We start from the raw sequence: 25,407 nt of genomic DNA, 5'->3' as shown, positions 1-25,407 counted from the left end.
TCTAGCGTTACATCGTGTGGGTCGGCCGGTCCGACTTCAGCGCCCCGGCCAGGTAGGTTTCGATCTTGTTGCGGGCGGTGTTGTCACCGTCGTTGAACTGCACGCCGATGCCAGCCGCACGGTTGCCCTGGGCGCCCTTCGGGGTGATCCAGACGACCTTGCCGGCCACCGGGATCTTCTCCGGCTCTTCCATCAGGTTGAGCAGCATGAAGACTTCGTCGCCGAGCTTGTAGTTCTTGTTGGTGGGAATGAACAGCCCGCCGTTCCTGATGAACGGCATGTAGGCGGCGTACAGCACGGACTTGTCCTTGATGGTCAAGGACAGGATGCCGTTACGCGGCCCCAGATTGGGTGGCAAACTCATGCAGGTTCCTGCCAGTCGAATATCAGCGGGATTCTAGCCCGGCCCGGGCAGGCTTGCCCACTGCACCAGCAGGGCTTCGAGAAGCAGGACACGGTTGAGGTTGGCCTTGTTCAACACTTTCTGCCGCTGTTGCAGCAGCCAGTCCTGCATGGCCAGCACCTTGGCCTGCCCGGATTTGTCGCCCAGGTACTGGATCACCTTGCGCATGTCGGCCAACCCCAGCCCCTCCTGGTCGTGGGTCAACTGGTAGCGCAGGATGCCCAGCGTCCAGTCGCAGAACCAGTCGAAGAGCAATGGCAACGGCACGCTGTTCCAGCTTTCGGCCAGTGGGCTGGCGGCGATCTGCTGCTTGAGCAGCTTCTTCACCCCCTCGACCACCTGCGCGCGCTGCTCGCGCACGCCCTGGCCGTGCAGGCGCTGGGCGGTGAGCGGCGAGCCGCCGGAAAGCGCCAACAGTTCCTCCAGGGCCTCGGCCGGCTCGTCGGGCAGGGCCCGCGCCAGCCATTCCAGACTAGCCGCCGCGCCCGGCAAAGGGCAGGCCTGCTGCACGCAGCGGCTCTTGATGGTCGGCAACAGGCGGCTGGGCTGGTGGCTGATCAGCAGCAGCACGGTATCGCCCGACGGCTCTTCAAGGCTTTTCAACAGGGCGTTGGCGGCGTTCACGTTCATCGCCTCGGCGGGTTCGAGCAACACGACCTTGCGCCCGCCCAGTTGCGCGGTCTGCACCACGAAGCCAACCAGGTCGCGGACCTGATCGACCCGGATCGGTTTCTCCGCCTCCTCCGGCTCCAGCACGAAGTAGTCCGGATGGGTACCGGCGGCCAGCAACTGGCAGGCCTTGCACTCGCCGCATGCGCCAGCGGCGGCAGGCCGCTGGCAGAGCAGTTGGGCGGCCCAATGCTCGGCCAGGGCACGCTTGCCGATCCCGGCGGGACCGTAGAGCAGATAGGCGTGGGCGTGCTGGGCGCGGCCGCCCAGTTGGCTCCAGAGCGCCTGCTGCCAGGGATAGATATCAGCCATTCAGACGCTCCAGCAGATTCGGCAGCAGCCGATCCAGGCCAGCCTGCACCTCGGCCAGCGGCAACCCGGCATCGAGCACCTGGTAACGCTCCGGGGCCTGCGCGGCGCGCTGCAGGTAGGTCTGACGCACGGCCTCGAAGAAGCGTCGGTCCTCCTGCTCGAAACGGTCGAGCCGGCCACGCGCCGCCGCCCGCGCCAGGCCGATTTCCACCGGCAGGTCGAAGACCAGCGTGAGGTCGGGCCGCAGGTCGCCCTGGACGAAGCTTTCCAGCGCGGCGATGCGCGCCTCCGGCAAACCGCGCCCGCCGCCCTGGTAGGCATAGGTGGCATCGGTGAAGCGATCGCAGAGCACCACGGCCCCGCGCGCCAGCGCCGGGCGGATGACCCCGGCGAGATGCTGGGCCCGCGCGGCGAACATCAGCAACAGCTCGGTATCGGCGGCCATCGGCTCGTCGCTGGGCGCCAGCAGCAGTTCACGGATGCGCTCGGCGAGAGGCGTGCCGCCAGGCTCGCGGGTCAACTGCACCTCGATGCCGCGCTCGCGCAGGCGCTCGGCCAGGTAGTCGCGGTTGGTGCTCTTGCCGGCCCCTTCCGGGCCCTCCAGGGTGACGAACAGGCCGGTCACACGGCACTCCTTATCTTGGCTGCGCCGCTCATTGTGGCGGCGGGGTGATGGGCGCGGGGCTGGAGCGATAGTCCGAGCGACGCTTCAACTGGTACTCGCGGACCGCCTTGTTGTGTTCGTCCAGGCTGCTGGAGAACACATGGCTGCCATCGCCGCGCGCCACGAAATACAGGGTCTCACCCTCGGCCGGATGCAGCGCGGCGCGAATCGCCTCGCGCCCGGCCAGGGCGATCGGGGTCGGCGGCATGCCAGGCACCACATAGGTATTGTAAGGGGTCGGTTCGCGCAGGTCGGCGCGGGTGATCTTGCCGTTGTAGCGCTCGCCCATGCCATAGATCACCGTCGGATCGGTCTGCAACAGCATGCCGCGCTGCAGGCGGCGGACGAAGACGCCGGCGATCTGCGAACGCTCTTCCGGCACGCCGGTTTCCTTTTCCACCAGCGAGGCCATGATCAGCGCCTGGTAGGCGTCGCGATAAGGCAGGTCCTGGCTGCGGCCATCCCATTCCTTGGCGAGGATGGTCTGCATGCGCTGGTAGGCCTTGCGCAGTATGTCGATGTCGCGCATGCCACGGGTGTAGCGGTAGGTATCGGGGAAGAAGCGCCCTTCGGCCACTTCGTCGGGCTTGCCGAGGCGTTGCATGATCTCGCCGTCGCTCAGGCCGGCCAGGGTCTGCTCCAGCTTGCCCTGCCTGGCGAGCGCTTCGCGCACCTGGCGGAAACTCCAGCCCTCGACCAGGGTCAGGCTGTACTGCACCACCTCGCCTTCACGCCAGAGTTCCAGCAGGTCGGCGCCCTTCATCCCCGGCAAGAGGCGGTATTCGCCGCTGTGCAGGGCCTGGCCCGGCAGGTTGAAACGCCAGTAGAGGCGCAGCCAGAACGCGCCATGGAGCACCTTTTCCTGCTCCAGACGCGCGAGCATGCCGCCCGGCGTGGAGCCCGAGGAAACGTCCAGCAGGCGCTCCTCGGTCAATTGCAGGGGCTGCTCCAGCGCCCGCTGCTGCTGCCATGCAGCCAGGCCGACGCAGAGGCCAACGAACAACAGGCCACTCTCCAGCAGCACCAGCAGTTTGCGCATCAAAGTCAGAAATCCAGGTCGTCGCGAAGTTGGTCTTGCAGTTTACGGGTCAGCTCGCCGACCGGCCAGACGTGCTCGTCCAATGCCCGGACCGGCCAGATGCCGAACTGGCTGTTGCACAGAAAGACCTCGTCGGCCGTCGCCAGTTCAGCCATGGAAACATCCCGTATCGCCAGCGGGACGCCGATTCCTTCGGCGCGCTCGAGCAATTCCGCGCGCATCACTCCAGCGACGCCGCAGCGCCGCAGGTCAGGCGCCACGAGGGTGCCGTCGAGAACCAGCAGCAGGTTGCTGAACACGCCCTCCACTACCCGCTCGTGCACGTCCAGCATGAGCCCTTCGGCATGCCCGGCGTCGCTCCACTCGGCACGGGCGAGGACCTGCTCCAGGCGATTGAGGTGCTTGAGGCCGGCCAGCAGGGGCTGCTCGGCCAGGCGCGTGCGGCAAGCGAACAGGCGCACGCCTTGCTGCCAGTGGCGCTCGGGATAGGCCGGACGCGGCGATCCGGAGAGGATTCGCCGCGGCGAGGCCTCGGCAGGCGGCGCGTAGCCACGCAAACCCTCGCCGCGGGTGACGATCAGCTTGGCGACACCGTCGCCCAGCGCCGCGCAGAACGCCAGCAACTCCTGGCGCAACGCCGCGGTGTCGAGAGGGATCGCCAGGCGCCGACACCCCTCTTCCAGGCGCGCCAGGTGGCGCTCCAGGAGACGCGGCGTGCCGGCGCGCACCGCCAGGGTCTCGAACAGCCCGTCGCCATAGGCCAGTCCGCGATCGCGCACGGACAGCTCGGCGGCGGGCCGGCCGTCGACCCAGTCCAGCATCAGTCGGCGAACCTGCGGAACACCAGGGTGCCGTTGGTCCCGCCGAAACCGAACGAGTTCGACAGGGCCACGTCGATCTTGCGCGGCTTGGCTTCATGGGCCACCAGGTCGAGGTCGCAACCTTCGTCCGGGTTGTCCAGGTTGATGGTCGGCGGGGCAACCTGGTCGCGCAGGGCCAGCACGCTGAAGATCGCCTCCACCGCACCGGCGGCACCCAACAGGTGGCCGGTCATCGACTTGGTCGAACTCATCGACAGCGCATGGGCATGCTCGCCGAACACGCTCTTCACCGCGGCGATCTCGGCGATGTCGCCGGCCGGGGTGGAGGTGCCATGGGCGTTGATGTAATCGACCTGGCGAGGATCCAGGCCGGCATCGCGCAGCGCGTTCTTCATGCAGCGGGCGGCACCGGCGCCGTCTTCCGGCGGCGCGGTCATGTGGAAGGCGTCGCCGCTCATGCCGAAGCCAACCAGCTCGGCATAGATCCGCGCGCCGCGGGCACGGGCGTGCTCCAGTTCTTCGAGCACCAGGGCGCCGGAACCGTCGGACAGGACGAAGCCGTCGCGATCCCGGTCCCACGGACGGCTGGCACGGGTCGGCTCGTCGTTGCGAGTGGAGAGCGCGCGAGCCGCGCCGAAACCACCCAGGCCGAGACCGCAGGCAGCCATTTCGGAACCGCCGGCGACCATCACGTCGGCCTCGCCATAGGCGATGTTGCGAGCAGCCATGCCGATGCTGTGGGTACCGGTGGTGCAGGCGGTGGTGAGGGCGTAGTTGGGCCCCTGCAGACCCAGGTGGATCGACAAGAAGCCGGAAACCATGTTGATGATCGAACCGGGCACGAAGAACGGCGAGATGCGCCGCGGCCCCTGCTCGAACAGGGATCGGCAGTTGTTCTCGATATTGGTCAGGCCGCCGATACCGGAACCCATGGATACGCCGATACGCTCACGATTGGCGTCGGTGACCTCCAGGCCGGAATCGCGAACGGCCTGGAAGCTGGCGGCGAGACCGTACTGGATGAACAGGTCGAGCTTGCGGGCTTCCTTGGCGGACAGGTATTCCTCGACATTGAAACCCTTGACCGAACCACCGAAGCGGGTGGAATAGGCGGACAGGTCCATATGCTCGATCGGGGCGATCCCGCTGCGACCGGCGAGAATACCTTCCCAACTGCTCGGGACATCCAGGCCCAGCGGCGACAGCATGCCCATGCCAGTAATGACGACGCGTCTACGCGACACTACGACTTCCTCTTTCTCATTTCACGGGGTTGCGCCGACAGACTACCAGAGTAGGTAAGGCGCTAAAGAAAAGCCGCACGCCCTTACAGGCTGTGCGGCTTTTCCACGTCGGAAAATCCGACGACTACTTATTGCTGGTGAGCAACGATGTAGTCGATGGCTTCCTGAACGGTGGTGATCTTTTCAGCTTTCTCGTCAGGGATTTCGGTCTCGAATTCCTCTTCCAGAGCCATCACCAGCTCGACGGTGTCAAGGGAGTCGGCGCCCAGGTCTTCGACGAAGGAAGCGCTGTTGGTGACTTCTTCTTCCTTCACGCCGAGTTGTTCAGCGACGATCTTCTTAACGCGTTCTTCGATGGTGCTCATACCTTGTTTTCACTCCTATGGAAAATCCGAGCAGCTGGGCTGCGGGTAAGTGTATAGAAAGGGTTTTCTGCTTTTCAAGCTGAACGCCTCACCTTCCCACGGCCACTTCGATAATTCTATCTAATAACCCGGCTGCAATTCCGCAACGAATTCTAGACAGCGCTTATGACAGACCCGAGAAAGGTAACGTCACATTCAGCTCATGTACATCCCACCATTGACCGGCACGGTGGCCCCGGTCACATAGGCTGCGCCGTCCGAAGCGAGGAAGCCGACCACCTTGGCGATCTCTTCCGCCTGCCCCAGGCGACCCAGCGGAATCTGGCCCAGCAGCGCTTCGCGCTGGGCTTCCGGCAGCTCGCGGGTCATGTCGGTGTCGATGAAGCCCGGCGCCACCGCATTCACGGTAATGGCACGCGAACCGACTTCCCGGGCCAGCGCACGGGTGAAGCCCTCCAGGCCGGCCTTCGCCGCGGCATAGTTGGTTTGCCCGGCATTGCCCATGGCGCCGACCACGGAACCGATGTTGATGATGCGCCCCCAGCGGGCCTTGGTCATACCGCGCAGAACGGCTTTCGACAGACGGTAGAGACTGTTCAGGTTGGTGTTGACCACATCGAACCACTCGTCGTCTTTCATGCGCACCAGCAGATTATCGCGGGTGATGCCGGCGTTATTGACCACGATCAGCGGTTGGCCGAGATGCTGCTGGATGTGCTCCAGGGTCGCGGCTACGGATTCGTCGCTGGAAACGTCCAGGACCAGGCCCGCACCCTCGACGCCATTGGCCTTGAGGGTTTCGGCGATCTTCTCGGCGCCGGACGCGCTGGTCGCGGTGCCGATGACTACGGCACCCAGGCGCCCCAGTTCCAGCGCAATCGCCTGGCCGATGCCACGGCTGGCGCCGGTTACCAATGCGACCTTACCTTGCAGACTCATGGGATTCTCTCCTTTCTCTCTCTCAGGCCAGGGCGGCGCGCGTGGCGGCGAACGCCTCGACGCCATCCAGGCCATGGGTATTGATGCCCTTCGCGCAGCGCCTGTTGAGGCCTGCCAGGACCTTGCCCGGCCCGCACTCGACCAGCTCGGTGACGCCCTTTTCCGCCAGCAGCTGGATGCTCTCCACCCAGCGAACCGGGCTGTACAGCTGTGCCAGCAGGTCGCGGCGCAGCGTATCGAGATCAGCCGGCACGGCGGCGCTGACGTTCTGCACCAGCGCAATCTTCGGCGCCTGCCACTGCAGGCTTTCGACCGAGGCGGCGAACTGCTCGGCGGCCGGACGCATCAGTTCGCAATGCGACGGCACGCTGACTGGCAGCGCCACCGCGCGCTTGGCGCCGCGTGCCTTGCATGCCTCGATGGCACGCTCAACGGCAGCCGCGGCACCGGCGATCACTACCTGCCCCGGCGCGTTGAAGTTGACCGCGCTGACCACCTCGCCCTGGGCCGCCTCGGCACAGGCCGCCAATACATCGGCGTCTTCCAGGCCAAGGATCGCGGCCATGCCGCCCTGCCCCGCCGGAACCGCCTGCTGCATCAGTTGGCCCCTACGCTCGACCAGCTTGACCGCATCGGCGAACGCCAGGCTTTCGGCCGCGACCAGCGCGGAATATTCGCCCAGGCTGTGCCCGGCGACGAACGCTGGGCGCGCACCGCCCTCGGCCAGCCAGAGGCGCCAGAGCGCGATCGAAACCGTGAGGATGGCCGGCTGGGTCTTGTCGGTCTGGTTCAGGCGCTCTTCAGGACCATTCTGGACCAGCGCCCAAAGGTCGTAACCGAGCGCCTCAGAGGCCTCGGCGAAGGTATCGCGCACCAGCGCCTGCTGGGCGCCCAGCTCGGCCAGCATGCCGAGGGATTGCGAACCCTGGCCGGGGAAGACGAATGCGAGGGATGCAGACATTGAATAGGTCCCTTGTGGTCTTTTGCTCGTCGGAGATAACGCGCCAGCCGCGACTGGCGCAGGAAACTGAGTGTTGGATGGCTGCCTGGACCGCCCGGTCACACATTAGAGCAGCAGATGCTCGAGACGGCCATGCAATCGTTGCGGCAGGTTTTCCCGGACTTCCAGTGCCGCGCGACGCAAGGCGCTCTGGAAACCCTCCTCGGCGGCAGACCCATGGCTTTTCACCACTATCCCCTGCAATCCGAGGAAACTGGCGCCGTTATAGCGTGCCGGAGCGATATCGCCGCGCAGCCGGCGCAGCAGCGGCAACGCCAGCGCACCGACCAGCTTCGCCGCCAGTCCATCGCGGAAGCGCTGTTCGATCCGCGCCGACACCATGGCAGCCAGGCCTTCGCTGGCTTTCAGCAGGATGTTGCCGACGAAACCGTCGCAGACCACCACGTCGGCCTCGCCGCGATACAGGCCATCGCCCTCTATATATCCGCTGAAATTCAACCCCTGCGCCTTCTGCAACAGACTCGCCGCCAGCTTGACCTGCTGGTTGCCCTTGATCTCCTCGGTCCCCACGTTGAGCAGGGCGACCCGGGGCGAGACGCAGCCCAAGGCCTCTGCCGCCACCGCGCCCATCACCGCGAACTGATAGAGATGCTCGGCACTGCAATCCACGTTGGCGCCGAGGTCGAGCAGATGACAATGCCCCTTCTCGGTCGGAACCGCCGTCACCATCGCAGGGCGGTCGATACCGGGCAGGGTCTTCAGCAGGTGCCGCGACAGCGCCATCAACGCCCCGGTATTGCCGGCGCTGACGCACGCGTGCGCCCGGCCGTCGCGGACCAGCTCCAGCGCCACGCGCATGGAAGCGTCCGGCTTGCCACGCAAGGCCTGGGAGGGACGTTCGTCTGAACCTATCACTTCGCTGGCCGCATGCACACGCAGGCGCTGCCGGTCGAGCGACGGATAGCGGGAAAGGAGTTCTTCGAGGAGGGCAGGCTGACCGACGAGGATCAGTTGCGAAGAGGAATTCTCGGCCAGGAAGGCAATAGAGGCCGGAACAACGCAGTGGGGACCGAAGTCCCCACCCATTGCATCAATCGCGATGATTGGTGCGGACAAGGATTACTCGTCGGAGCCCTTGTCTACTACCTTACGGCCGCGATAGAAGCCGTCCGGGGATACGTGGTGGCGCAGGTGGACTTCACCGGTGCTCTTTTCCACGGACAGAGCATTGGACTCGAGCGCATCGTGGGAACGACGCATGTCACGAGCGGAACGAGACTTTTTGTTCTGCTGAACAGCCATGATTGATTAACTCCTAAACGTTTGGGTCACGCTTCAACTGTGCCAGTACGCTGAACGGATTAGGACGCTTGTCCTCGACTTCGCTCGACTCCGGCTCGTCTTCGACGACGAATCCAGCCGGGTGCTGACATACTTCGGGGTCATGGGCCGGAACGATGGGTAAGGCGAGCAACAGCTCGTCCTCGACCAGCGCCAGCAGGTCCAGGGGTTCCTCCCCCACTTCCAGCGCATCGTACCCCTTCGGCAGACCGTCGGCGGACTGACCTTCCCGAAGAATGGCGTAGGTATATTCGCCATGCACGGGAATGGCCGCCGCATCCAGGCAGCGTTGGCATACCATGCTCACCTCGGTATCGAGCTGCATATGCATGACCGCCAGCTTCTGGTGGTCGCGCTCGAAGGAAACCTTCACGCGCACCTCACCGGCATCGCTGGTCAGTTGCTCGCATACACGCGGCATATCGGCGAGCGCGTACACACCCTCGAGGGTGGCGCCGCGGTCGACCAACTTGCGCGGATCGATATGAGGTGGAATCGGCCCATTCAACATAAGCGCGCCATTATAGGGACGCCCCCGCGCCTGTCAAAGGAAATTAGCCATAAACCGCTGTAAGGACGAGTCTTTTCGTTAAAATCGGCCGCTCGCCATGGAGAACCTCATGCCCGACCTGATCCTCGCCTCCAGCTCCCCCTACCGACGCGAACTCCTGACCCGCCTGCGCCTTCCCTTCGAAAGCGCCAGCCCCGATATCGACGAAAGCCATCGCGCCGGGGAAAGTGCCGAGGAACTGGTGCGCCGCCTTTCCGCCAGCAAGGCCGAAGCGCTGGCCGGACGCTATCCGCAACACCTGGTGATCGGCTCCGACCAGGTCGCCGTACTCGACGGCAACATCCTCGGCAAGCCGCACACCCCCGAACGCGCCATCCAGCAGCTACGGGACGCCAGCGGCAAGAGCGTGACCTTCCTCACCGGACTGGCCCTCCTCAACAGCGCCAGCCGACGCATCCAGGTGGCATGCGTGCCGTTCACCGTGCACTTCCGCCACCTCGACGAGAGCCGCATCCGCCGCTACGTCGAAGCGGAACGCCCGCTGGACTGCGCCGGCAGCTTCAAGGCGGAAGGCCTGGGCGTCAGCCTGTTCCGCTCCACCGAAGGAGAGGACGCCACCAGCCTGGTGGGACTGCCCCTGATCCGCCTGGTCGACATGCTCCTCGAGGAAGGCGTCGAAATCCCCTGAGCCGGCATTCCATATAAAGAAGCCCGGCTTCGGCCGGGCTTCTTTATATAAGGAAGGGAAACACCCTCAGCGCAGTACCGGCCCCTGCCAGCCCATCCACAGCGCGAGGCGCTCCGCCACACTGGCACCGAACTTCTTGGCGAAGCGATCGAAAGGCGACTCCTGCACGGTGTAGTCCTCGATCTTCTTCTCCTTCACCACTTCGCGCGCCACATAGCTGGCATTGCCCAGGCCGTCGATCAAACCCAGCTGCAATGCCTGTTCGCCGGACCAAACCAGACCCGAGAACAGCTCCGGATGCCCCTCGACCTTGAGCCGGTCGCCGCGCCCTTTTTTCACGCTGTCGATGAACTGCTTGTGGGTGGTATCCAGCACCTGCTGCCAGAACTGGGTCTCCTCGGGCTTTTGCGGCTGGAAAGGATCGAGGAACGACTTGTGCTCGCCGGAGGTATAGACGCGCCGCTCGACACCGAGCTTCTCCATGGTGCCGACGAAACCGAAGCTGGCCGCCGTCACGCCGATGGAACCGACCAGGCTGGCCTTGTCGGCGTAGATCTGGTCGGCGGCGCTGGCGATGTAGTAGGCGCCGGAGGCACCCAGGTCGCTGATCACCGCATAGACCTTGACGTTCGGGTGCTCGCCGCGCAGGCGACGAATCTCGTCATAGATATAGCCGGACTGCACCGGACTGCCGCCCGGACTGTTGATCCGCAGGACGATCCCCTTGGTACCCTCATCCTTGAACGCCGCGCGCAGGGCCGTGACGATATTGTCGGCACTGGCCGGCTCATCGTCGGCGATCATGCCCTTCACCTCGATCAGTGCCGTGTGGCTACCGCTGCGCGAGGCCGATTTCTCCAGGCTGCCGAACGGACTGAAGGCCAGCAGCACGACAAAGAGATAGATGAAGGTCAGCGACTTGAAGAATATCCCCCAGCGCCGCGCCCGCCGCTGCTCCTGGACCCCGGCGAGGACCGCCTTTTCCAGCAGCTTCCAGCTCTTGTCGTCATTCGCCTTCGGCGTTTCCGACTTCCACTCGTCAGACATGCTCAACCACTCCTGAAACCGCCTCACGTCGAGCACCGCCCAACCAGGCGCGCAACTCGGTGAAATGCTCAACTTCCAGCCGCGGCGCATAAGGCCGCAACTGCTCCAGCGATTGGGCGCCATAGGCCACCGCAACCGAATCCATCCCCGCCCGTCGCGCCATTTCCAGGTCGAACGGCGAATCACCGATCATCAGCGCCCGCCCCGGCTCGACCCGGCAGTGCGCCAGGATCTCGTGGAGCATCAACGGGTCCGGCTTGCTGGCCGTTTCGTCGGCGCAGCGGGTGATATCGAAGAAATCGCTCCAGCCATGCCCCGCCAGCACCCGGTCCAGGCCGCGCCGACTCTTGCCGGTGGCGACCGCCAGGCGGAACCCGGCCTCGCGAAAATGCACCATGGCTTCGGCCACGCCGGGGAACAACCGCGACGGCTGCGCTTCCTGCGCCAGGTAATGCTCGCTGTAGGCACACCGGAAACGCTCGACCAGAGCAGGATCGCCAACCTCCGGATAGAGCGAAGCGATCGCCTCGGGCAAGCCGAGGCCGATGATGCCCTTGATCCGGGTATCGTCCCGCTCCGGCAGAGCGGTTTCCCGCGCCGCCGCCTTCATCGAATCGACGATGCGCGCGATCGAGTCGACCAGGGTGCCGTCCCAATCGAATACCAGCAACGCGTAGTCAGTCATTCAAACGCTCCAGCGAACGCTGCCACATCTCGTCCACCGGCGCCTCCAGCTCCAACACCTGCCCGTCGGGCAGCGGCACGCGCAACTGCGCGGCATGCAGGAACAGGCGCTTGCCGCCCAGCTCGCGGATCTCGCGGGAGAAATCCTCGTCGCCATACTTCGGGTCGCCGGCGATGGCATGCCCGGCGTGCTTGGCATGCACGCGGATCTGGTGGGTCCGCCCGGTGATCGGGCGTGCTTCCACCAGGGTGGCGAAATCGCCGAAGCGACGCAGCACCCGGAACTCGGTCAGCGCGTCCTTGCCCTCGACGTTCACCTCTACCATTCGCTCGCCCGAACGCAGGTTGTTCTTCAGCAGCGGCGCGCGCACGTTCTTCTTGCCAGCCGGCCAGTGGCCACGGACCAGGGCGTGATAGCGCTTGTCGACGATCTTCTCGCCCCGCAGGGCCTCATGCAGGTGACGCAACATGCTGCGCTTCTTGGCGATCATCAGCAGGCCGGAGGTATCGCGATCGAGACGATGCACCAATTCGATATCCTTGGCATCGGGGCGCAACTGGCGAAACACCTCGATGACCCCGGCGCTCACGCCGCTGCCGCCATGCACAGCGATCCCGGCGGGCTTGTTGACCACGATCAGCGCCTTGTCCTCGTAGACGATCGCCGCCTCCATCCGCTCCAGCAGCCCCTGCGCCAGCGGCGCCGGCTCATCACGCTCGGCCAGGCGCAGCGGCGGCACGCGCACCTGGTCTCCGGCCTGGAGCCGATAGTCGGGCTTGATCCGCCCCTTGTTCACGCGCACTTCGCCCTTACGCAGGATGCGATAGATCAGGGTCTTGGGCGCCCCCTTGAGACGGGCGATAAGGAAATTGTCGATACGTTGACCAGCCAGTTCCGGCGGCACATCGAGCAGCTGGACACCGGTGGTCGGAGAGGCGGGAGTAGTCATCCGTACATCATAACAATTTTTCATTCAATTGAAGCACTTAATCATTGCTGCTATAGTCGGGAAGCCGCCATAAGCGGCCTGGCCTGCGGATGATTGCCAACCTGCATTTCCCCCTCGCCTGCAAACACTTTGAACGGACGTCAGGCCGTCCTACAGAGGCGTTTCAGCGGAAATACGAAAATTTCCAACCCGCTAACGACTCGAAACCAAAGCCTTGAAACATGAGCCGCGACCACTTCGGTGAGCGCGAGATGCCAACCCGCTCCGGATACTGCGAGCGGCGCCCGATTCTTAAGGAACATGTGTAGGGTGGAGATGTACGGCTGTTGGACTGCGTAGCTTCTAGCTTGATCCAGACGCATTTTTCGTCCGCCTCCGACAGCCGATTCCTCCTCCTGACTCAAGTGCTTCTGAAACACAGGAAGCAGGAGACGTAGTCGCGGACCGGCACCCAGTGCCGAGCGCCGCTGGACACGGGAATGGCCTGCCATTCCTGAATACGCGCCCGAGCACCGACCGTGAGAGTCGTGTGTGCCGATCGCCGTTTCCGGTAGCCCCGGAAACCATTGGTACTACATGAAAAGAATGCTGATCAACGCGACTCAACCCGAGGAGTTGCGTGTTGCACTGGTCGACGGCCAACGCCTGTTCGACCTCGACATCGAGTCGGGCGCCCGCGAGCAGAAGAAGGCCAACATCTACAAAGGCCGCATCACTCGCGTCGAACCCAGCCTCGAAGCCGCCTTCGTCGACTTCGGCGCCGAACGCCACGGCTTCCTCCCCCTCAAAGAAATCTCCCGCGAATACTTCAAGAAATCCCCCGAAGGCCGGATCAACATCAAGGAAGTCCTGAGCGAAGGCCAGGAAGTCATCGTCCAGGTCGAGAAGGAAGAGCGCGGCAACAAGGGCGCCGCCCTGACCACCTTCATCAGCCTGGCCGGCCGTTACCTGGTGCTGATGCCGAACAACCCGCGCGCCGGCGGCATCTCCCGCCGTATCGAAGGCGAAGAGCGCAACGAGCTGCGCGAGGCCCTGAACGGCCTCAACGCACCGGCCGACATGGGCCTGATCGTGCGCACCGCCGGCCTCGGCCGCAGCACCGAGGAACTGCAGTGGGACCTCGACTACCTGCTGCAACTGTGGAGCGCGATCAAGGAAGCGTCCGGCGAACGTGGCGCGCCCTTCCTGATCTACCAGGAAAGCAACGTCATCATCCGCGCCATCCGCGACTACCTGCGCCAGGACATCGGCGAAGTGCTGATCGACAGCATCGACGCCCAGGAAGAAGCCCTGAACTTCATCCGCCAGGTGATGCCGCAGTACGCCAGCAAGGTGAAGCTGTACCAGGACAGCGTTCCGCTGTTCAATCGCTTCCAGATCGAGAGCCAGATCGAGACCGCTTTCCAGCGCGAAGTGAAGCTGCCGTCCGGCGGCTCCATCGTCATCGACCCGACCGAGGCCCTGGTTTCCATCGACATCAACTCGGCGCGCGCCACCAAGGGCGGCGACATCGAGGAAACCGCCCTGCAGACCAACCTGGAAGCGGCCGAGGAAATCGCCCGCCAGCTGCGCCTGCGTGACATCGGCGGCCTGATCGTCATCGACTTCATCGACATGACCCCGGCGAAGAACCAGCGCGCCGTGGAAGAGCGTGTCCGCGAAGCCCTCGAGGCCGACCGCGCGCGCGTCCAGGTCGGTCGCATCTCGCGCTTCGGCCTGCTGGAAATGTCCCGCCAGCGCCTGCGTCCGTCCCTCGGCGAGACCAGCGGCATCGTCTGCCCGCGCTGCAACGGCCAGGGCATCATCCGCGACGTCGAGTCGCTGTCGCTGGCCATCCTGCGCCTGATCGAGGAAGAAGCCCTGAAGGACCGCACCGCGGAAGTCCGCGCCCGCGTGCCCTTCCAGGTCGCCGCCTTCCTGCTCAACGAGAAGCGCAACGCCATCACCAAGATCGAACTGCGTACCCGCGCGCGCATCTTCATCCTGCCGGACGATCATCTGGAAACCCCGCATTTCGAAGTCCAGCGTCTGCGCGATGACAGCCCCGAACTGGTTGCCGGCCAGACCAGCTACGAAATGGCCACCGTCGAGCACGAAGAAGCCCAGCCGGTCAGCTCGACCCGCACCCTGGTCCGCCAGGAAGCAGCAGTCAAGACCGTCGCTCCCCAGCAGCCCGCACCGCAACACACCGAAGCACCGGTCGAGCCGGCCAAGCCGATGCCCGAGCCGAGCCTGTTCCAGGGCCTGGTGAAGTCCCTGGTCGGCCTGTTCGCAGGCAAGGATCAACCTGCCGCCAAGCCTGCTGAAACCAGCAAGCCGGCTGCCGAGCGCCAAACCCGCCAGGACGAGCGTCGCAACGGCCGCCAGCAGAACCGCCGCCGCGATGGCCGCGATGGCAATCGCCGCGACGAAGAGCGCAAACCGCGCGAGGAGCGTGCAGAGCGTCAACCGCGCGAAGAGCGCGCCGAACGCCCGAACCGCGAAGAGCGCAGCGAACGTCGCCGCGAAGAGCGCGCCGAGCGCCCGGCTCGCGAGGAGCGCCAGCCGCGCGAAGGCCGTGAAGAGCGCGCCGAGCGGACAACCCGCGAAGAGCGCCAACCGCGCGAAGGCCGCGAAGGTCGCGAGGAACGCAGCGAACGCCGCCGCGAAGAGCGCGCCGAACGCCCGGCCCGCGAAGAGCGCCAACCCCGCGAAGGCCGTGAAGAACGCGCCGAGCGCCCGGCCCGCGAAGAGCGCCAGCCGCGCGAGGATCGCCAGGCTCGCGACGCCGCGGCCCTGGAAGCCGAGGCATTGCCGAACGACGAGAGCCTGGAGCAGGACGAGCAGGACGATACCGATGGCGAGCGCCCGCGCCGCCGCTCCCGCGGCCAGCGTCGTCGCAGCAACCGCCGCGAACGCCAGCGCGAGGTCAGCGGTGAGCTGGAAGGCAGCGAGGCGACCGATAATGCCGCCGCGCCGCTGAACACCGTCGCAGCCGCCGCCGCTGCCGGTATCGCTGTCGCCAGCGAAGCCGTAGAAGCAAACGTGGAGCAAGCCCCGGCCACTACCAGCGAGGCTGCCAGCGAAACCACGGCAAGCGATGAGACCGACGCGTCGACCAGCGAAGCCGTCGAAACCCAGGGCGCGGACAGCGAGGCCAATGCCGGCGAAACCGCCGACATCGAAGCGCCGGTGACCGTCAGCGTGGTCCGGGACGAAGCCGACCAGAGCACCCTGCTGGTCGCGCAAGCCACTGAAGAAGCTCCCTTCGCCAGCGAAAGCGTGGAAAGCCGCGAAGACGCCGAGAGCGCCGTGCAACCGGCAACGGAAGCGGCCGAAGAAGTTGCCGCCCCGGTGCCCGTCGAAGCAGCAGCCCCTAGCGAGCCCGCAACCACCGAGGAGCCGACCCCGGCCATCGCGGCGGTGCCGGCCAACGCGACCGGCCGTGCCCTCAACGACCCACGGGAAAAACGTCGCCTGCAACGCGAAGCCGAGCGTCTGGCACGCGAAGCCGCAGCAGCAGCCGAAGCGGCAGCTCAGGCCGCTCCCGCCGTCGAGGAGGTCCCGGCTGTAGCGAGCGAGGAAGCGTCGGCCCAGGAGGAACCTGCTGCACCCCAGGCTGAAGAAATCACCCAGGCCGACGTTCCGTCCCAGGCGGACGAAGCCCAGGAAGCGGTACAGGCCGAGCCTGAAGCTTCCGGCGAAGACGCCGCCGACACGGAGCACGCGAAAAAGACCGAGGAAAGCGAAACCTCGCGCCCGCATGCCTGAGTGACAGACTGAAAAAAGGGGATGCCATGGCATCCCCTTTTTTTGCGTGTCATTCCGCGGCACTCCGGCATACCGCCCGTCATGACCAGAGCCGCCGAACACGCACAATGAAAAAGGGATGCCGCCGGCATCCCTTTTTCATTCTCCAGCCGCACCCTCAGTAGAGATTGGGTTCAGGCTCCAATTCGACGCCGAAACGCCGACGGACGTCCTCCTGGATACGCTCCGCCAATGCCCGGACCTGGGCACCGGTGGCACCGCCATGGTTGACCAGGACCAGCGCCTGCTGCGCGTGTACCCCCACCGGGCCATCGCGAAAGCCCTTCCAGCCGCCCTTGTCGATGAGCCAGCCTGCGGCCAGCTTCAACCGACCGTCCGCCTGCGGATAGCCAACCAGATCCGGGAAGGCCTGACGCAAGCGCTCGGCCTGCGTCGCATCCACCAGCGGGTTCTTGAAGAAGCTGCCGGCATTGCCCAATACGGCGGGGTCGGGCAGCTTCTCCCGGCGAATGGCGCAGATTACCCGGCTTACGTCCCTGGCCGTCGGACTGGCGATGCCCTCCTCCTCCAGGCGCTGGCGTACCGGCCCGTAGTCCAGGTGCAGCCTCTCCCGCCGTGTCAGGCGCAGGCGCACGCGGAGGATCAGCCAGCGATCAGGCTCCTGCTTGAACAGGCTGTCGCGGTAGCCGAAACGGCAGGCCTGGCGATCGAACTCACGCAGGGTTCCATCCTGGCGATCCAGCGCCGTCAGGCTGTCGAAGACATCCTTCAGCTCCACGCCATAGGCGCCGATGTTCTGCATCGGCGCCGCACCCACGGTGCCGGGAATCAGGCTGAGATTTTCCAGACCGGCCAGGCCCCGCTCCAGGCTCCATTGTACGAATGGGTCCCAGGCCTCGCCCGCCTCCGCCTCGACCAACACCGAATCCGCGGCATCGGAAACAATTCGCCGCCCCTGGCTGGCCATGCGCAAAACCAGCGCCTCGACGTCACGGGTCAGCAGCAGGTTGCTGCCACCACCGATCACCAGCAGCGGCAATCCACGCTCCCGAGCCAGGGCCAGGGCCTCGCGCACATCAGCCTCGTCCCGGGCGTGGGCCAGCAGGCGGGCGCGCACGTCGATGCCGAAGGTGTTATAGGGCTTCAGCGAGCAATGCTCTTGCAGTTCCAGGCTCACAGTCGCCCCTTGGCTTCGATCAACAGACGGTCGCAGGCATGTTCGATCAGGTCGAGGACCTGCTCGAAGCCTTCTTCGCCGCCATAGTAGGGATCGGGCACTTCGTCCCGCTCGGATCCGTAGCGACGCAGGAACAGATCCAGTTCGGCGGCACCGCGCCCGGCACGCAGGGTCTCGAGGTCAGCCAGGTTGGACAGGTCCATGGCCAGGATCAGGTCATGGCGGGAGAAATCCTCGATGCCGACCTGGCGTCCACGCAGTGCCGACAGGTCGTAGCCACGCCTTTGCGCGGCCAGGCGGGTGCGCTGGTCAGGCGCCTTGCCGACATGCCAGCCGGCGGTACCGGCGGAATCGACATGGATGCGGGAAGCCAGCCCGGCCTCCTCGACCTTGCGCCGGAACACGCCTTCGGCGGTGGGCGACCGGCAGATGTTGCCCAGGCAGACGAACAGGACGCGCATCAGCCCCCCAGCACGCGGCGAACGCGTTCGAGGTCTTCCGGCGTATCCACGCCCGGAAGCATGGTTTCGCGGGCATCGGCCACATGGATTCGCACCCCGTGCCAGAGCGCGCGCAATTGCTCGAGGCTTTCGGCGTTCTCCAGCCAGCACGGTCCCCAGGCGACGAAATCGGCAAGGAAACCCACGCGATAGGCGTAGATGCCGATGTGGCGACGATAGGGCACGCCCTCCGGCAGGCTGTCGCGATCGCGGGCGAAGGCGTCGCGAGCCCAGGGCAAGGGCGCACGACTGAAAGTCAGGGCCAGGCCGTCGATGTCGGTGGCGACCTTGACCACGTTCGGATTGAACAGCGCGGAGACCTCATGGATCGGCTCGGCCAGGGTAGCGATGGCGGCCTCCGGGTGCGCCGCCAGGTTGGCCGCCACCTGGTCGATGAGCGCCGGGGGGATCAGCGGCTCGTCGCCCTGGACGTTGACCACGATGGCATCGCTGGCCAGGCCGAGCCGGGAAGCGACTTCCTCCAGGCGATCGGTGCCGGAGTTGTGCTCGGCACGTGTCAGCAGCGCCTCGGCGCCGAACCCCTGGCACGCCGCCAGGATGCGTTCGTCGTCGGTGGCGACGACCACGCGGCTGGCGGCGCTCTTGCGGGCCTGGTTCCAGACGCGCTGGATCATTGGCTGGCCGGCGATATCCTGCAATGGCTTGCCGGGCAGACGAGTAGAGGCGTAGCGGGCGGGAATGACGACAGTGAACGCCTGGGTCATTACTTGTCCAGCCGCTCGTCCACGTTCAGGGAGCGAGCCTCGCTCTCCAGCATCACCGGGATGCCGTCGCGGATCGGATAGGCCAGGCCGGCCTGCTTGCTGATCAGTTCGGTCTTGTCTTCGCTGAGCACCAGCGGGCCCTTGGTCAACGGGCAGGCAAGAATATCGAGGAGTTTCGGGTCCATGGCGGAGTCCTTCATACAATGGCGGCACGGCCGCCGGTCAGCGCGCCAGGAGATGCTCGAGTCGGGCGTCGAACCAGGCGACGAATGCAGGGGAAGGCACCGCATCGACCGCCAGGTACCACCAGTCGGCCGCTGCGAAAGCCCGGCATTTAACGGCATCCTTCTCGGTCATCAGCAGCGGCAGCGGCGGGCTGAACGCCAGTTCGGCCGCCGTGTAGGTCGCGTGATCCGGGAAGGCATGCGGAATCGCTCGCCAGTGTAGCGCCTCGAGCGTCCTGAAGAAACGCTGCGGATTGCCGATCCCGGCCAGGGCGTGGACTTCCTGGCCCGCGGGAAAATGCTCCAGCGGTCGGCGCTCGCCGCTCTGCAGGTTGATCAGCGCAGTAGGCTGCAAGCGGAATGCGTAACCGCCGTCAGGATCCTCGTCGGCGCCGTTGTAAAGCAGCGCGTCGACGCTTTGCAGACGCTCCGCCGGTTCGCGCAACGGACCGGCCGGCAGGCAACGACCATTGCCGAGACCGCGCGCGGCATCGATCAGCACCAGCTCCAGATCGCGCGCCAGACGATAGTGCTGCAAGCCATCGTCGCAGAGGACAAGGTCCAACTGCTCTTCGGCGAGCAGCGCCTGCAGGGCGCGCGGACGATCCGGGTCGATCATCAGCGGCACGCCGCTGCGCCGGACGATCATCAGCGGTTCGTCGCCGGCCTCCGCGGCGTCCTGCTCGGCCCGCACCCGCCACGGCGTGGTGGGCGGCCGGGCACCATAGCCGCGGCTGATCACGCCAACCCGCAAGCCGCGAGCCCTGCAGTGCTCGATCATCCAGAGGATCATCGGCGTCTTGCCGGTTCCGCCGACGGTGATATTGCCTACCACCAGCACCGGCAGCGGTGCCCGGTAAGCGGGCTTGCGCCCGGACAGGAAGTCCGCCCGGCGGCCGTTCGCCACCCGACGATAGAGAGCCTCCAGCGGACGCAGCAGCGCCAGCGCCGGATGCCCCTGGTACCAGGCGGCGATCAGTCGCTCGGAGAACGACATCAGGGCTTGGCCGCCGTGTTCTCGACCGTGGTGATGCGCAGGTGGACGAAGCCCAGCTTGCCCGCTGCGTCCATCGCCGTGACCACCGACTGGTGGGTGGACTTGGCATCGGCGCTGATCACCACCGGCAGGTTGTTGTCGCCCGCCGATTCACGCTGCATCGCCGCCATCAGGGTGGCCAGGTCGCTCTTGGCCAGCGCCTGCCCGTTCAAGGCGTAGTGCCCCTCGGCATCCACCGAGAGTTCCAGTTGCTTCTGCTCGGTGCCGGCGGTTTCGCCGCTCTCCGCCGATGGCAGCTCGATGTTGAGCTGCTCGGGGCGGGTGAAGGTGGTACTGACCACGAAGAACAGCAGCAGGACGAAGATCACGTCGATCAGCGACGCCAGGTTGATGAAGACGTCTTCACGGGCGGCACCCGCCCGTCTGCGGCGGAATTTCACGCTTTGCCTTCCTCGACGTAGTCGACTTCACGATCGCCCTGCACCACTTCCACCAGCTTGATGGCCTCCTGCTCCATGGCGATCACCAGTTCGTCGACCCGCCGCAGCAGGTAGCGATGGAAGAACACCGCCGGAATCGCCACCAGCAGGCCGGCGGCGGTGGTGATCAATGCCTTGGAGATGCCCGCGGCGAGCATCGGCGAGTTGGCCATGCCGTTGTCCATGAAGGCGCCGAAGATCTGGATCATGCCGAACACCGTACCCAGCAGGCCCAGCAGCGGCGCCATCGCGGCGATGGTGCCGAGGGCGTTGAGGTAGCGCTCCAGCTCGTGGATGACACCGGAAGCAGCCTCCTCGATGCACTCCTTCATGATCTCGCGACCGTGCTTGGAGTTGGCCAGACCGGCGGCGAGGATCTCTCCCAGCGGCGAGTTGGCGCGCAGGTCCTTGAGCTTCTGGGCGCTCAGTTGCTTGCCCTTGATCTGCTTCCACACCTGGCCGAGCAGCTCGGGCGGCGCGACGCGGCTCTTGCGCAGCGTCCACAGGCGCTCCGCGACGATGGCGGTGGCGGCGATCGAACTCAGAATGATCGGCAGCATCATCCAGCCGCCGGCTTGAACCAGTTCCCACACAGTGGCATATCCCCGAAAAAAAAGTGGCGCCACTCTAGCACAGCGACCCTTTTCCGCCGACCGCCACGGTTCTCATTTTTCCCGCCAGAAGTGCGCCGAATCACGCTCCCGGCGTGCGCCGCCACGGCTTCCGAGGAGAAACGTCAGGGCACCGTCGCGTGCCGTGTCGTGGACCTGCGCGGCGACCCTCGCGTAACGCTCCATCACTTCGCCATGGGGATGGCCGAAGGCGTTGCACCAACCTCGCGAGACCAGCACATGGCGAGGCCGCGTACGCAACACGAAGGCGACTCCGGAGGAACTGCGGCTGCCATGATGCGGCGCCAGCAACCAGTCGACCCGGGGATCGGCCTGTCGCGCCAGCCAGGCATGCTCGGCCGCACGCGAGATGTCCCCGGTCAGCAGCAGGACTTCGCCATCGGCCTCGACCCTCAGCACACAGGAGCGGTCGTTGCTGTCGCCGGCCTGTGCCCATGCCCACTGTTCGAAAACCACGCCATCCCAGGACCAGCTCCGCTCGTCGCAGCTGTCCGCGAACAACGGCGAAGGCAGGCGCGCGGGTTCGCCGCTGACCAGCCAACCCGGCGGGAATCGGGAAGCGACCGTAGGAGCACCGCCTGCATGGTCGTTGTCGGCATGGCTCAGCAACAGGCCGTCCAGGCGCCGCAGGTCCAGGCTGCGCAGCACCGGCACCACCACCCGCTCGCCCATGTCGAACGCCCCCTGCCGCGCACCGCTGTCATAGAGCAAGACATGCTCTCGGGTACGCACCAGCACGGCCAGCCCCTGGCCGACGTCCAGCACCCGCACTTCCGCCCGCCCCCATTCGACAGGCGGCGATGACGGCAACAATGCCGGCAGTAGCAACGCGGCACCGAGGGCACGCAACGGCAAGCCAGCCGGCGCCAGCCAGCAGAGCGCGCCGAGCATGCCCAGCGCTACGCTCCAGGCCGCTGCGGCGGGTGGCTGCCAGGCCTCGGCCAGGCCCGCCAGCAGGCCAAGCGCACGAAACAGCAGGTCCAGCGAAACGCCAGCGGCGCGAAGCAGCCCCTCGCCCAGCCCGGGCACCCACAGCAGCAGGCTCCCCGCCAGGGCCAGGGGCACTACCAGCAGTTCGATCCAAGGCACCGCCAGCAGGTTGGCCGGCGCTCCGCTCAGGCTCAACGGCAGGCCCAGCGCCAGCAGCGGCATCGCCAGCCCCAGCGCCATCCCCCACTGCGCCCGCCCCCAGGCCGCCCACCAGCGCCAGCGCCCAAGGCGCCCGGCGAACAGCCAGAGCAGCAGGGCAACCGCCAGGAACGACAGCCAGAACCCCGCCTGCAGGCTGGCCAGCGGCTCGACCAGCAAGACCAGCACCAGCGTTGCCAGCAGCGGGGTCAGCAAGCCCAGGTGGCGGAAACGCAGGCGCCAGACCAGCGCCAGGCTGACCATCAGGCAGGCGCGCCGCACCGGGACCTCGAAACCCGCCATCAACCCGTAGCTCCAGGCACCAAGCAAACCCAGGGCGCAGGCACAGGGCAGCCAGGGCAGGCGCCGCGGCCAGCAGCCCAGGCGATGCAAGGCCGCCACCAGGCCATAGAGCATCCCCGCCAGCAACGAGATATGCGAACCGGAGATGACCATCAGATGCACGGTGCCGGTGTCCTGGAACATTCGCCACTCGGCCGCGCTCAGCCCCGAGCCATCCCCCAGCACCAGCGCCGCCAGGGCGGCGCCGCGCCCCTGTGCGTCGACCGCCAGCAGGCGCTGGCGCCAGGCATCGCGCCAGGCATCCAGGCCGCTGGCCGGCTGCAGGCGCTGGCCCGCCTTCACCGTGCCAACGGCACCGACCCGCTGCGCCAACAACCAGGCCTCGTAGTCGAAACCCGCCGCGTTCACCAGGCCGCGGGGGCGTTTCAGGGTCACCGCCAGGCGCCAGCGTTCGCCGCCCATCAGCGGCGGCGCGCCGCGCCAGCTCAGGCGCAGACGCTCGGGAAGAAGCACGCCCCGCGCAGCGCGGACCTCCTCCAGCCGGAAGCGCGTGACGCCCTCGCCGCTCGCCGGCAGATCGACCACACGCCCCTCCAGCCAAAGGGTGCGACCATCCAGCTCGGCGGCCAGGCGTCCGTCCAGGGCGACTTGCGCCGAGCCGCAGGCCCAGGCGAACCCGAGCAGGAACAACCCCAGCCAGTACAGCCGGCCGAACAGCAGCAACAGTCCGGCGGCGGCCATGCCCAGCAGCCAGCCGACCGACGGCAATTCCGCCAGGAAGCGCAGGGCCAGCAGCCCCGCGGCGAGGGCTGGCAATCCCAGGCGCATGAACGGTTCCTCCCATCCCCGTGGCGTGCCCTCCGCTCCCCGACATGTCACATGGGGTCATACAATGGGCAACGAAATCCTGTCATCTTGCTTGGCATAATACGCAAGCCTATATCCACCGAGAGCCCACATGCCGCGTCGCCTGTTCAAGCGCTACATGCCCGATCCGGAAAGCATCCGCTCGCAGAAGTCGCTGCGCTTTCTCGGCAAGTTGACGCACGATCCCAACCTTTGGCATCTCAATCGCCACTCGGTATCGCGCGCCATGGCCGCCGGGCTGTTCGCCGCCTTCATCCCGATGCCGATGCAGATGCTGCTGGCTGCCGGTCTGGCGGTGTGGATTCGGAGCAATCTGCCAATCTCCGTCGGATTGGTCTGGCTGACCAATCCGATCACGATGCCCCCGGTCTTCTATTGCACCTACAAGCTGGGCGCCTGGTTGATGCAGGTGCCGCCGCGCACCCTGCCGGACCATCTCACCTGGGAATGGATCAGCCAGGAGCTGTCCAGCCTCTGGCAGCCCTTCCTGCTCGGTTCGGTGGTGTGCGGCATCATCGCCGCCATCCTCGGCTACGCGCTGACGATGCTCTACTGGCGCTGGTGGGTGCAGCGCAGTTGGAGCCGACGCTGCCGGCAACGTCGCGAACGGGTCGCCGCGAAGTGATCCGCCGGACATGAAAAAGCCGCCTCGAAGGCGGCTTTTTCGTGGGCCTTGTCCGCCCCGTGCAGGGACTGGCGCAGGCCTTCTCGCTCACTCGTAGCGCAGCGACTCGGCCGGTTGTGTCCGCGCCGCGCGCCAGGATGGGTACAGGGTGGCGAGGAAGCTCATCAGCAATGCAGCGCTGCAGATCAGCACCACGTCCAGCACCTGCAGGTCGGAAGGCAGGTAGTTGATGAAGTACACGTCCGAGCTGAAGACCTTGTGCCCGACCAGCCGCTCGATGCGGTCGATCATCCCGGTGATGTTCAACGCCGCGAACACCCCGAGCACCCCGCCGATGACCGTCCCGATCACGCCGATGACGGTGCCCTGGACCATGAAGATCGCCATGATCTGCCGCGGCGTGGCGCCGAGGGTACGAAGAATCGCGATGTCGGTGCGCTTGTCGGCGACCACCATGATCAGGGTGGCGATGATGTTGAAGGCGGCGACCGCGATGATCAGCAGCAGGAGCAGGCCGATCATGGTCTTTTCCATCTTCATCGCGTTGAACAGGCTGCCCTGGGTCCTGGTCCAGTCGCTGGACCTGAAGCCCTGCCCCAACTCCTTGACCACCTTGGCGGCGACCTGCGGCGACTGGTAGAGATCTTTCAGTTCCAGGCGCACGCTCGGCACCTGGCCCGGTTGCAGGCGCAGCAACTGGCCGGCATCGGCGATGTCGATCAGCGCCAGCGAGTTGTCCAGTTCGGCGCCGACCTTGAACAGGGCGACGATGGTGAAGCGCTGCATGCGCGGAGTGATGCCGCCCGGCGCACTGGTGGCTTCCGGGACGATCAGGGTCAGCTTGTCGCCGACATTGACATGGAAGCGCCGCGCGGTGATCTCGCCGAGGACGATGCCGAACTCGCCAGGCTTGAGGTCGTCCAGGCTGCCCTGGACGATGTGCTCGCCGATGATGGAAACCTTGCGCTCCTCCTGCGGGTCGATGCCGTTGACCAGCACCGGCAGCATGTTGCCCTTGTACGACAGCATGCCCTGCAGTTCGGCGAACGGCGCCGCGCCGACCACCTCGCGGTGCCGCAGCGCCGCGTTGGCGACGGTCTGCCAGTCGTCCAGCGGCTGCGTCGCGCTGATAGTGGCATGCGGCACCATGCCGAGGATCCGCGTGCGCATTTCCTTCTGGAAGCCGTTCATCACCGAGAGCACGATGATCATCGCCAGCACGCCCAGCGCCAGGCCGATCATCGAGGTCAGCGAGATGAACGAGATGTAGTGGTTGCGGCGTTTGGCGCGGGTGTAGCGCAGGCCTATGAAGAACGGTAACGGTCTGAACATGTCGCGGATGCACCGAGTCGATGGGGGATT

The 25,407-nt window shown here is 66.0% G+C and carries 27 protein-coding genes; 3 read left to right on the top strand and 24 right to left on the bottom strand.

Annotated elements, in window-relative coordinates:
- Window positions 1–7: 7 nt before the first annotated feature.
- The 12 genes from JHD77_RS01710 to JHD77_RS01655 form a co-directional block, all read right to left on the bottom strand.
- Window positions 8–364 (bottom strand): PilZ domain-containing protein, encoded by a 357-nt coding sequence (locus JHD77_RS01710; protein WP_003091119.1) that lies wholly within the window; start codon window positions 362–364, stop codon window positions 8–10.
- A 33-nt stretch (window positions 365–397) separates the two neighbouring features.
- A complete protein-coding gene (locus tag JHD77_RS01705) occupies window positions 398–1,384 on the bottom strand; it encodes a DNA polymerase III subunit delta' (RefSeq protein ID WP_016852671.1) in 987 nt (328 codons plus the stop codon).
- Window positions 1,377–2,009 (bottom strand): dTMP kinase, encoded by a 633-nt coding sequence (tmk, locus tag JHD77_RS01700; RefSeq protein WP_003091125.1) that lies wholly within the window; start codon window positions 2,007–2,009, stop codon window positions 1,377–1,379. Before tmk ends, JHD77_RS01705 begins: the two co-directional genes overlap by 8 nt.
- A 28-nt stretch (window positions 2,010–2,037) precedes the next feature.
- The gene (gene mltG, locus JHD77_RS01695; RefSeq protein WP_003104128.1) at window positions 2,038–3,087 is read right to left on the bottom strand and encodes an endolytic transglycosylase MltG; all 1,050 of its coding nucleotides are present in this window, start codon (window positions 3,085–3,087) and stop codon (window positions 2,038–2,040) included.
- Window positions 3,088–3,092: 5 nt separating this feature from the next.
- Window positions 3,093–3,908 carry an aminodeoxychorismate lyase gene (gene pabC / locus JHD77_RS01690; protein ID WP_003113994.1) on the bottom strand — a complete coding sequence of 272 codons (816 nt, stop codon included), beginning with the start codon at window positions 3,906–3,908 and terminating at the stop codon, window positions 3,093–3,095.
- Entirely contained in the window at window positions 3,908–5,152 is a 1,245-nt protein-coding gene (fabF, locus tag JHD77_RS01685; RefSeq protein WP_003104132.1) for a beta-ketoacyl-ACP synthase II, read from the bottom strand. Before fabF ends, pabC begins: the two co-directional genes overlap by 1 nt.
- Window positions 5,153–5,280: 128 nt before the next feature.
- Window positions 5,281–5,517 carry an acyl carrier protein gene (gene acpP, locus JHD77_RS01680; RefSeq protein WP_003091135.1) on the bottom strand — a complete coding sequence of 79 codons (237 nt, stop codon included), beginning with the start codon at window positions 5,515–5,517 and terminating at the stop codon, window positions 5,281–5,283.
- Between the two features lie 195 nt (window positions 5,518–5,712).
- Window positions 5,713–6,456: a 3-oxoacyl-ACP reductase FabG gene (gene fabG, locus JHD77_RS01675; protein WP_003091137.1), complete on the bottom strand. Its 744-nt coding sequence runs from the start codon at window positions 6,454–6,456 to the stop codon at window positions 5,713–5,715.
- Between the two features lie 22 nt (window positions 6,457–6,478).
- Complete coding sequence (fabD, locus tag JHD77_RS01670; protein ID WP_003091139.1) at window positions 6,479–7,417, bottom strand: ACP S-malonyltransferase; 939 nt, start codon at window positions 7,415–7,417, stop codon at window positions 6,479–6,481.
- Window positions 7,418–7,522: 105 nt separating this feature from the next.
- Window positions 7,523–8,533: a phosphate acyltransferase PlsX gene (gene plsX / locus JHD77_RS01665; RefSeq protein WP_071533934.1), complete on the bottom strand. Its 1,011-nt coding sequence runs from the start codon at window positions 8,531–8,533 to the stop codon at window positions 7,523–7,525.
- A 3-nt stretch (window positions 8,534–8,536) separates the two neighbouring features.
- Entirely contained in the window at window positions 8,537–8,719 is a 183-nt protein-coding gene (gene rpmF / locus JHD77_RS01660; RefSeq protein ID WP_003091143.1) for a 50S ribosomal protein L32, read from the bottom strand.
- 13 nt (window positions 8,720–8,732) lie between these two features.
- Window positions 8,733–9,269, bottom strand: coding sequence for a YceD family protein (locus JHD77_RS01655; RefSeq protein ID WP_003091144.1), 537 nt, complete (start codon window positions 9,267–9,269; stop codon window positions 8,733–8,735).
- 109 nt (window positions 9,270–9,378) lie between these two features.
- On the opposite strand from JHD77_RS01655, the gene JHD77_RS01650 reads away from it, so the two are divergent.
- Complete coding sequence (locus JHD77_RS01650; protein WP_003113992.1) at window positions 9,379–9,957, top strand: Maf family protein; 579 nt, start codon at window positions 9,379–9,381, stop codon at window positions 9,955–9,957.
- 66 nt (window positions 9,958–10,023) lie between these two features.
- Here the strand turns inward: JHD77_RS01650 and sppA are convergent, their stop codons facing one another.
- From sppA to rluC, 3 genes are read right to left on the bottom strand one after another with little or no spacing between them, the layout of a single operon-like run.
- The gene (sppA, locus tag JHD77_RS01645; RefSeq protein WP_003091146.1) at window positions 10,024–11,004 is read right to left on the bottom strand and encodes a signal peptide peptidase SppA; all 981 of its coding nucleotides are present in this window, start codon (window positions 11,002–11,004) and stop codon (window positions 10,024–10,026) included.
- Window positions 10,997–11,689: an HAD-IA family hydrolase gene (locus JHD77_RS01640; RefSeq protein ID WP_003104140.1), complete on the bottom strand. Its 693-nt coding sequence runs from the start codon at window positions 11,687–11,689 to the stop codon at window positions 10,997–10,999. Before JHD77_RS01640 ends, sppA begins: the two co-directional genes overlap by 8 nt.
- A complete protein-coding gene (gene rluC / locus JHD77_RS01635; RefSeq protein ID WP_003104143.1) occupies window positions 11,682–12,638 on the bottom strand; it encodes a 23S rRNA pseudouridine(955/2504/2580) synthase RluC in 957 nt (318 codons plus the stop codon). Before rluC ends, JHD77_RS01640 begins: the two co-directional genes overlap by 8 nt.
- A gap of 576 nt (window positions 12,639–13,214) precedes the next feature.
- Here rluC and rne point away from each other — a divergent pair.
- Window positions 13,215–16,388, top strand: coding sequence for a ribonuclease E (gene rne / locus JHD77_RS01630; protein ID WP_031756495.1), 3,174 nt, complete (start codon window positions 13,215–13,217; stop codon window positions 16,386–16,388).
- Window positions 16,389–16,545: 157 nt separating this feature from the next.
- On the opposite strand, the gene murB is transcribed toward rne, so the two are convergent.
- The 8 genes from murB to JHD77_RS01590 all read right to left on the bottom strand — a co-directional run bounded on the left by murB (window position 16,546) and on the right by JHD77_RS01590 (window position 23,381).
- Window positions 16,546–17,565 carry a UDP-N-acetylmuramate dehydrogenase gene (murB, locus tag JHD77_RS01625; protein ID WP_003106928.1) on the bottom strand — a complete coding sequence of 340 codons (1,020 nt, stop codon included), beginning with the start codon at window positions 17,563–17,565 and terminating at the stop codon, window positions 16,546–16,548.
- On the bottom strand, window positions 17,562–18,026 hold the full coding sequence (locus JHD77_RS01620) for a low molecular weight protein-tyrosine-phosphatase (RefSeq protein WP_003106924.1): 465 nt from the start codon (window positions 18,024–18,026) through the stop codon (window positions 17,562–17,564). Before JHD77_RS01620 ends, murB begins: the two co-directional genes overlap by 4 nt.
- The gene (gene kdsB / locus JHD77_RS01615; protein ID WP_003091155.1) at window positions 18,026–18,790 is read right to left on the bottom strand and encodes a 3-deoxy-manno-octulosonate cytidylyltransferase; all 765 of its coding nucleotides are present in this window, start codon (window positions 18,788–18,790) and stop codon (window positions 18,026–18,028) included. The genes JHD77_RS01620 and kdsB overlap by 1 nt, the downstream gene beginning before the upstream one ends.
- On the bottom strand, window positions 18,790–18,975 hold the full coding sequence (locus JHD77_RS01610) for a Trm112 family protein (protein ID WP_003091157.1): 186 nt from the start codon (window positions 18,973–18,975) through the stop codon (window positions 18,790–18,792). The genes kdsB and JHD77_RS01610 overlap by 1 nt, the downstream gene beginning before the upstream one ends.
- A 37-nt stretch (window positions 18,976–19,012) precedes the next feature.
- Window positions 19,013–20,011 carry a tetraacyldisaccharide 4'-kinase gene (gene lpxK, locus JHD77_RS01605; protein ID WP_031756493.1) on the bottom strand — a complete coding sequence of 333 codons (999 nt, stop codon included), beginning with the start codon at window positions 20,009–20,011 and terminating at the stop codon, window positions 19,013–19,015.
- The gene (locus JHD77_RS01600) at window positions 20,011–20,451 is read right to left on the bottom strand and encodes an ExbD/TolR family protein (RefSeq protein WP_003091161.1); all 441 of its coding nucleotides are present in this window, start codon (window positions 20,449–20,451) and stop codon (window positions 20,011–20,013) included. The genes lpxK and JHD77_RS01600 overlap by 1 nt, the downstream gene beginning before the upstream one ends.
- A complete protein-coding gene (locus JHD77_RS01595) occupies window positions 20,448–21,083 on the bottom strand; it encodes a MotA/TolQ/ExbB proton channel family protein (RefSeq protein ID WP_003091163.1) in 636 nt (211 codons plus the stop codon). Before JHD77_RS01595 ends, JHD77_RS01600 begins: the two co-directional genes overlap by 4 nt.
- Before the next feature lie 72 nt (window positions 21,084–21,155).
- Window positions 21,156–23,381 (bottom strand): DNA internalization-related competence protein ComEC/Rec2, encoded by a 2,226-nt coding sequence (locus tag JHD77_RS01590; protein WP_031756491.1) that lies wholly within the window; start codon window positions 23,379–23,381, stop codon window positions 21,156–21,158.
- 130 nt (window positions 23,382–23,511) lie between these two features.
- On the opposite strand from JHD77_RS01590, the gene JHD77_RS01585 reads away from it, so the two are divergent.
- Window positions 23,512–24,045: a DUF2062 domain-containing protein gene (locus JHD77_RS01585; protein WP_003091165.1), complete on the top strand. Its 534-nt coding sequence runs from the start codon at window positions 23,512–23,514 to the stop codon at window positions 24,043–24,045.
- Between the two features lie 87 nt (window positions 24,046–24,132).
- On the opposite strand, the gene JHD77_RS01580 is transcribed toward JHD77_RS01585, so the two are convergent.
- Complete coding sequence (locus JHD77_RS01580; protein WP_003105198.1) at window positions 24,133–25,377, bottom strand: lipoprotein-releasing ABC transporter permease subunit; 1,245 nt, start codon at window positions 25,375–25,377, stop codon at window positions 24,133–24,135.
- Between the last annotated feature and the right edge of the window lie 30 nt (window positions 25,378–25,407).

Source organism: Pseudomonas sp. P20, from assembly GCF_016463925.1.
Classification (GTDB): Bacteria; Pseudomonadota; Gammaproteobacteria; order Pseudomonadales; family Pseudomonadaceae; genus Pseudomonas; species Pseudomonas aeruginosa.
Note: the sequence above shows the minus strand (reverse complement) of the source record. Positions and strands in the feature narration are given on the sequence as shown.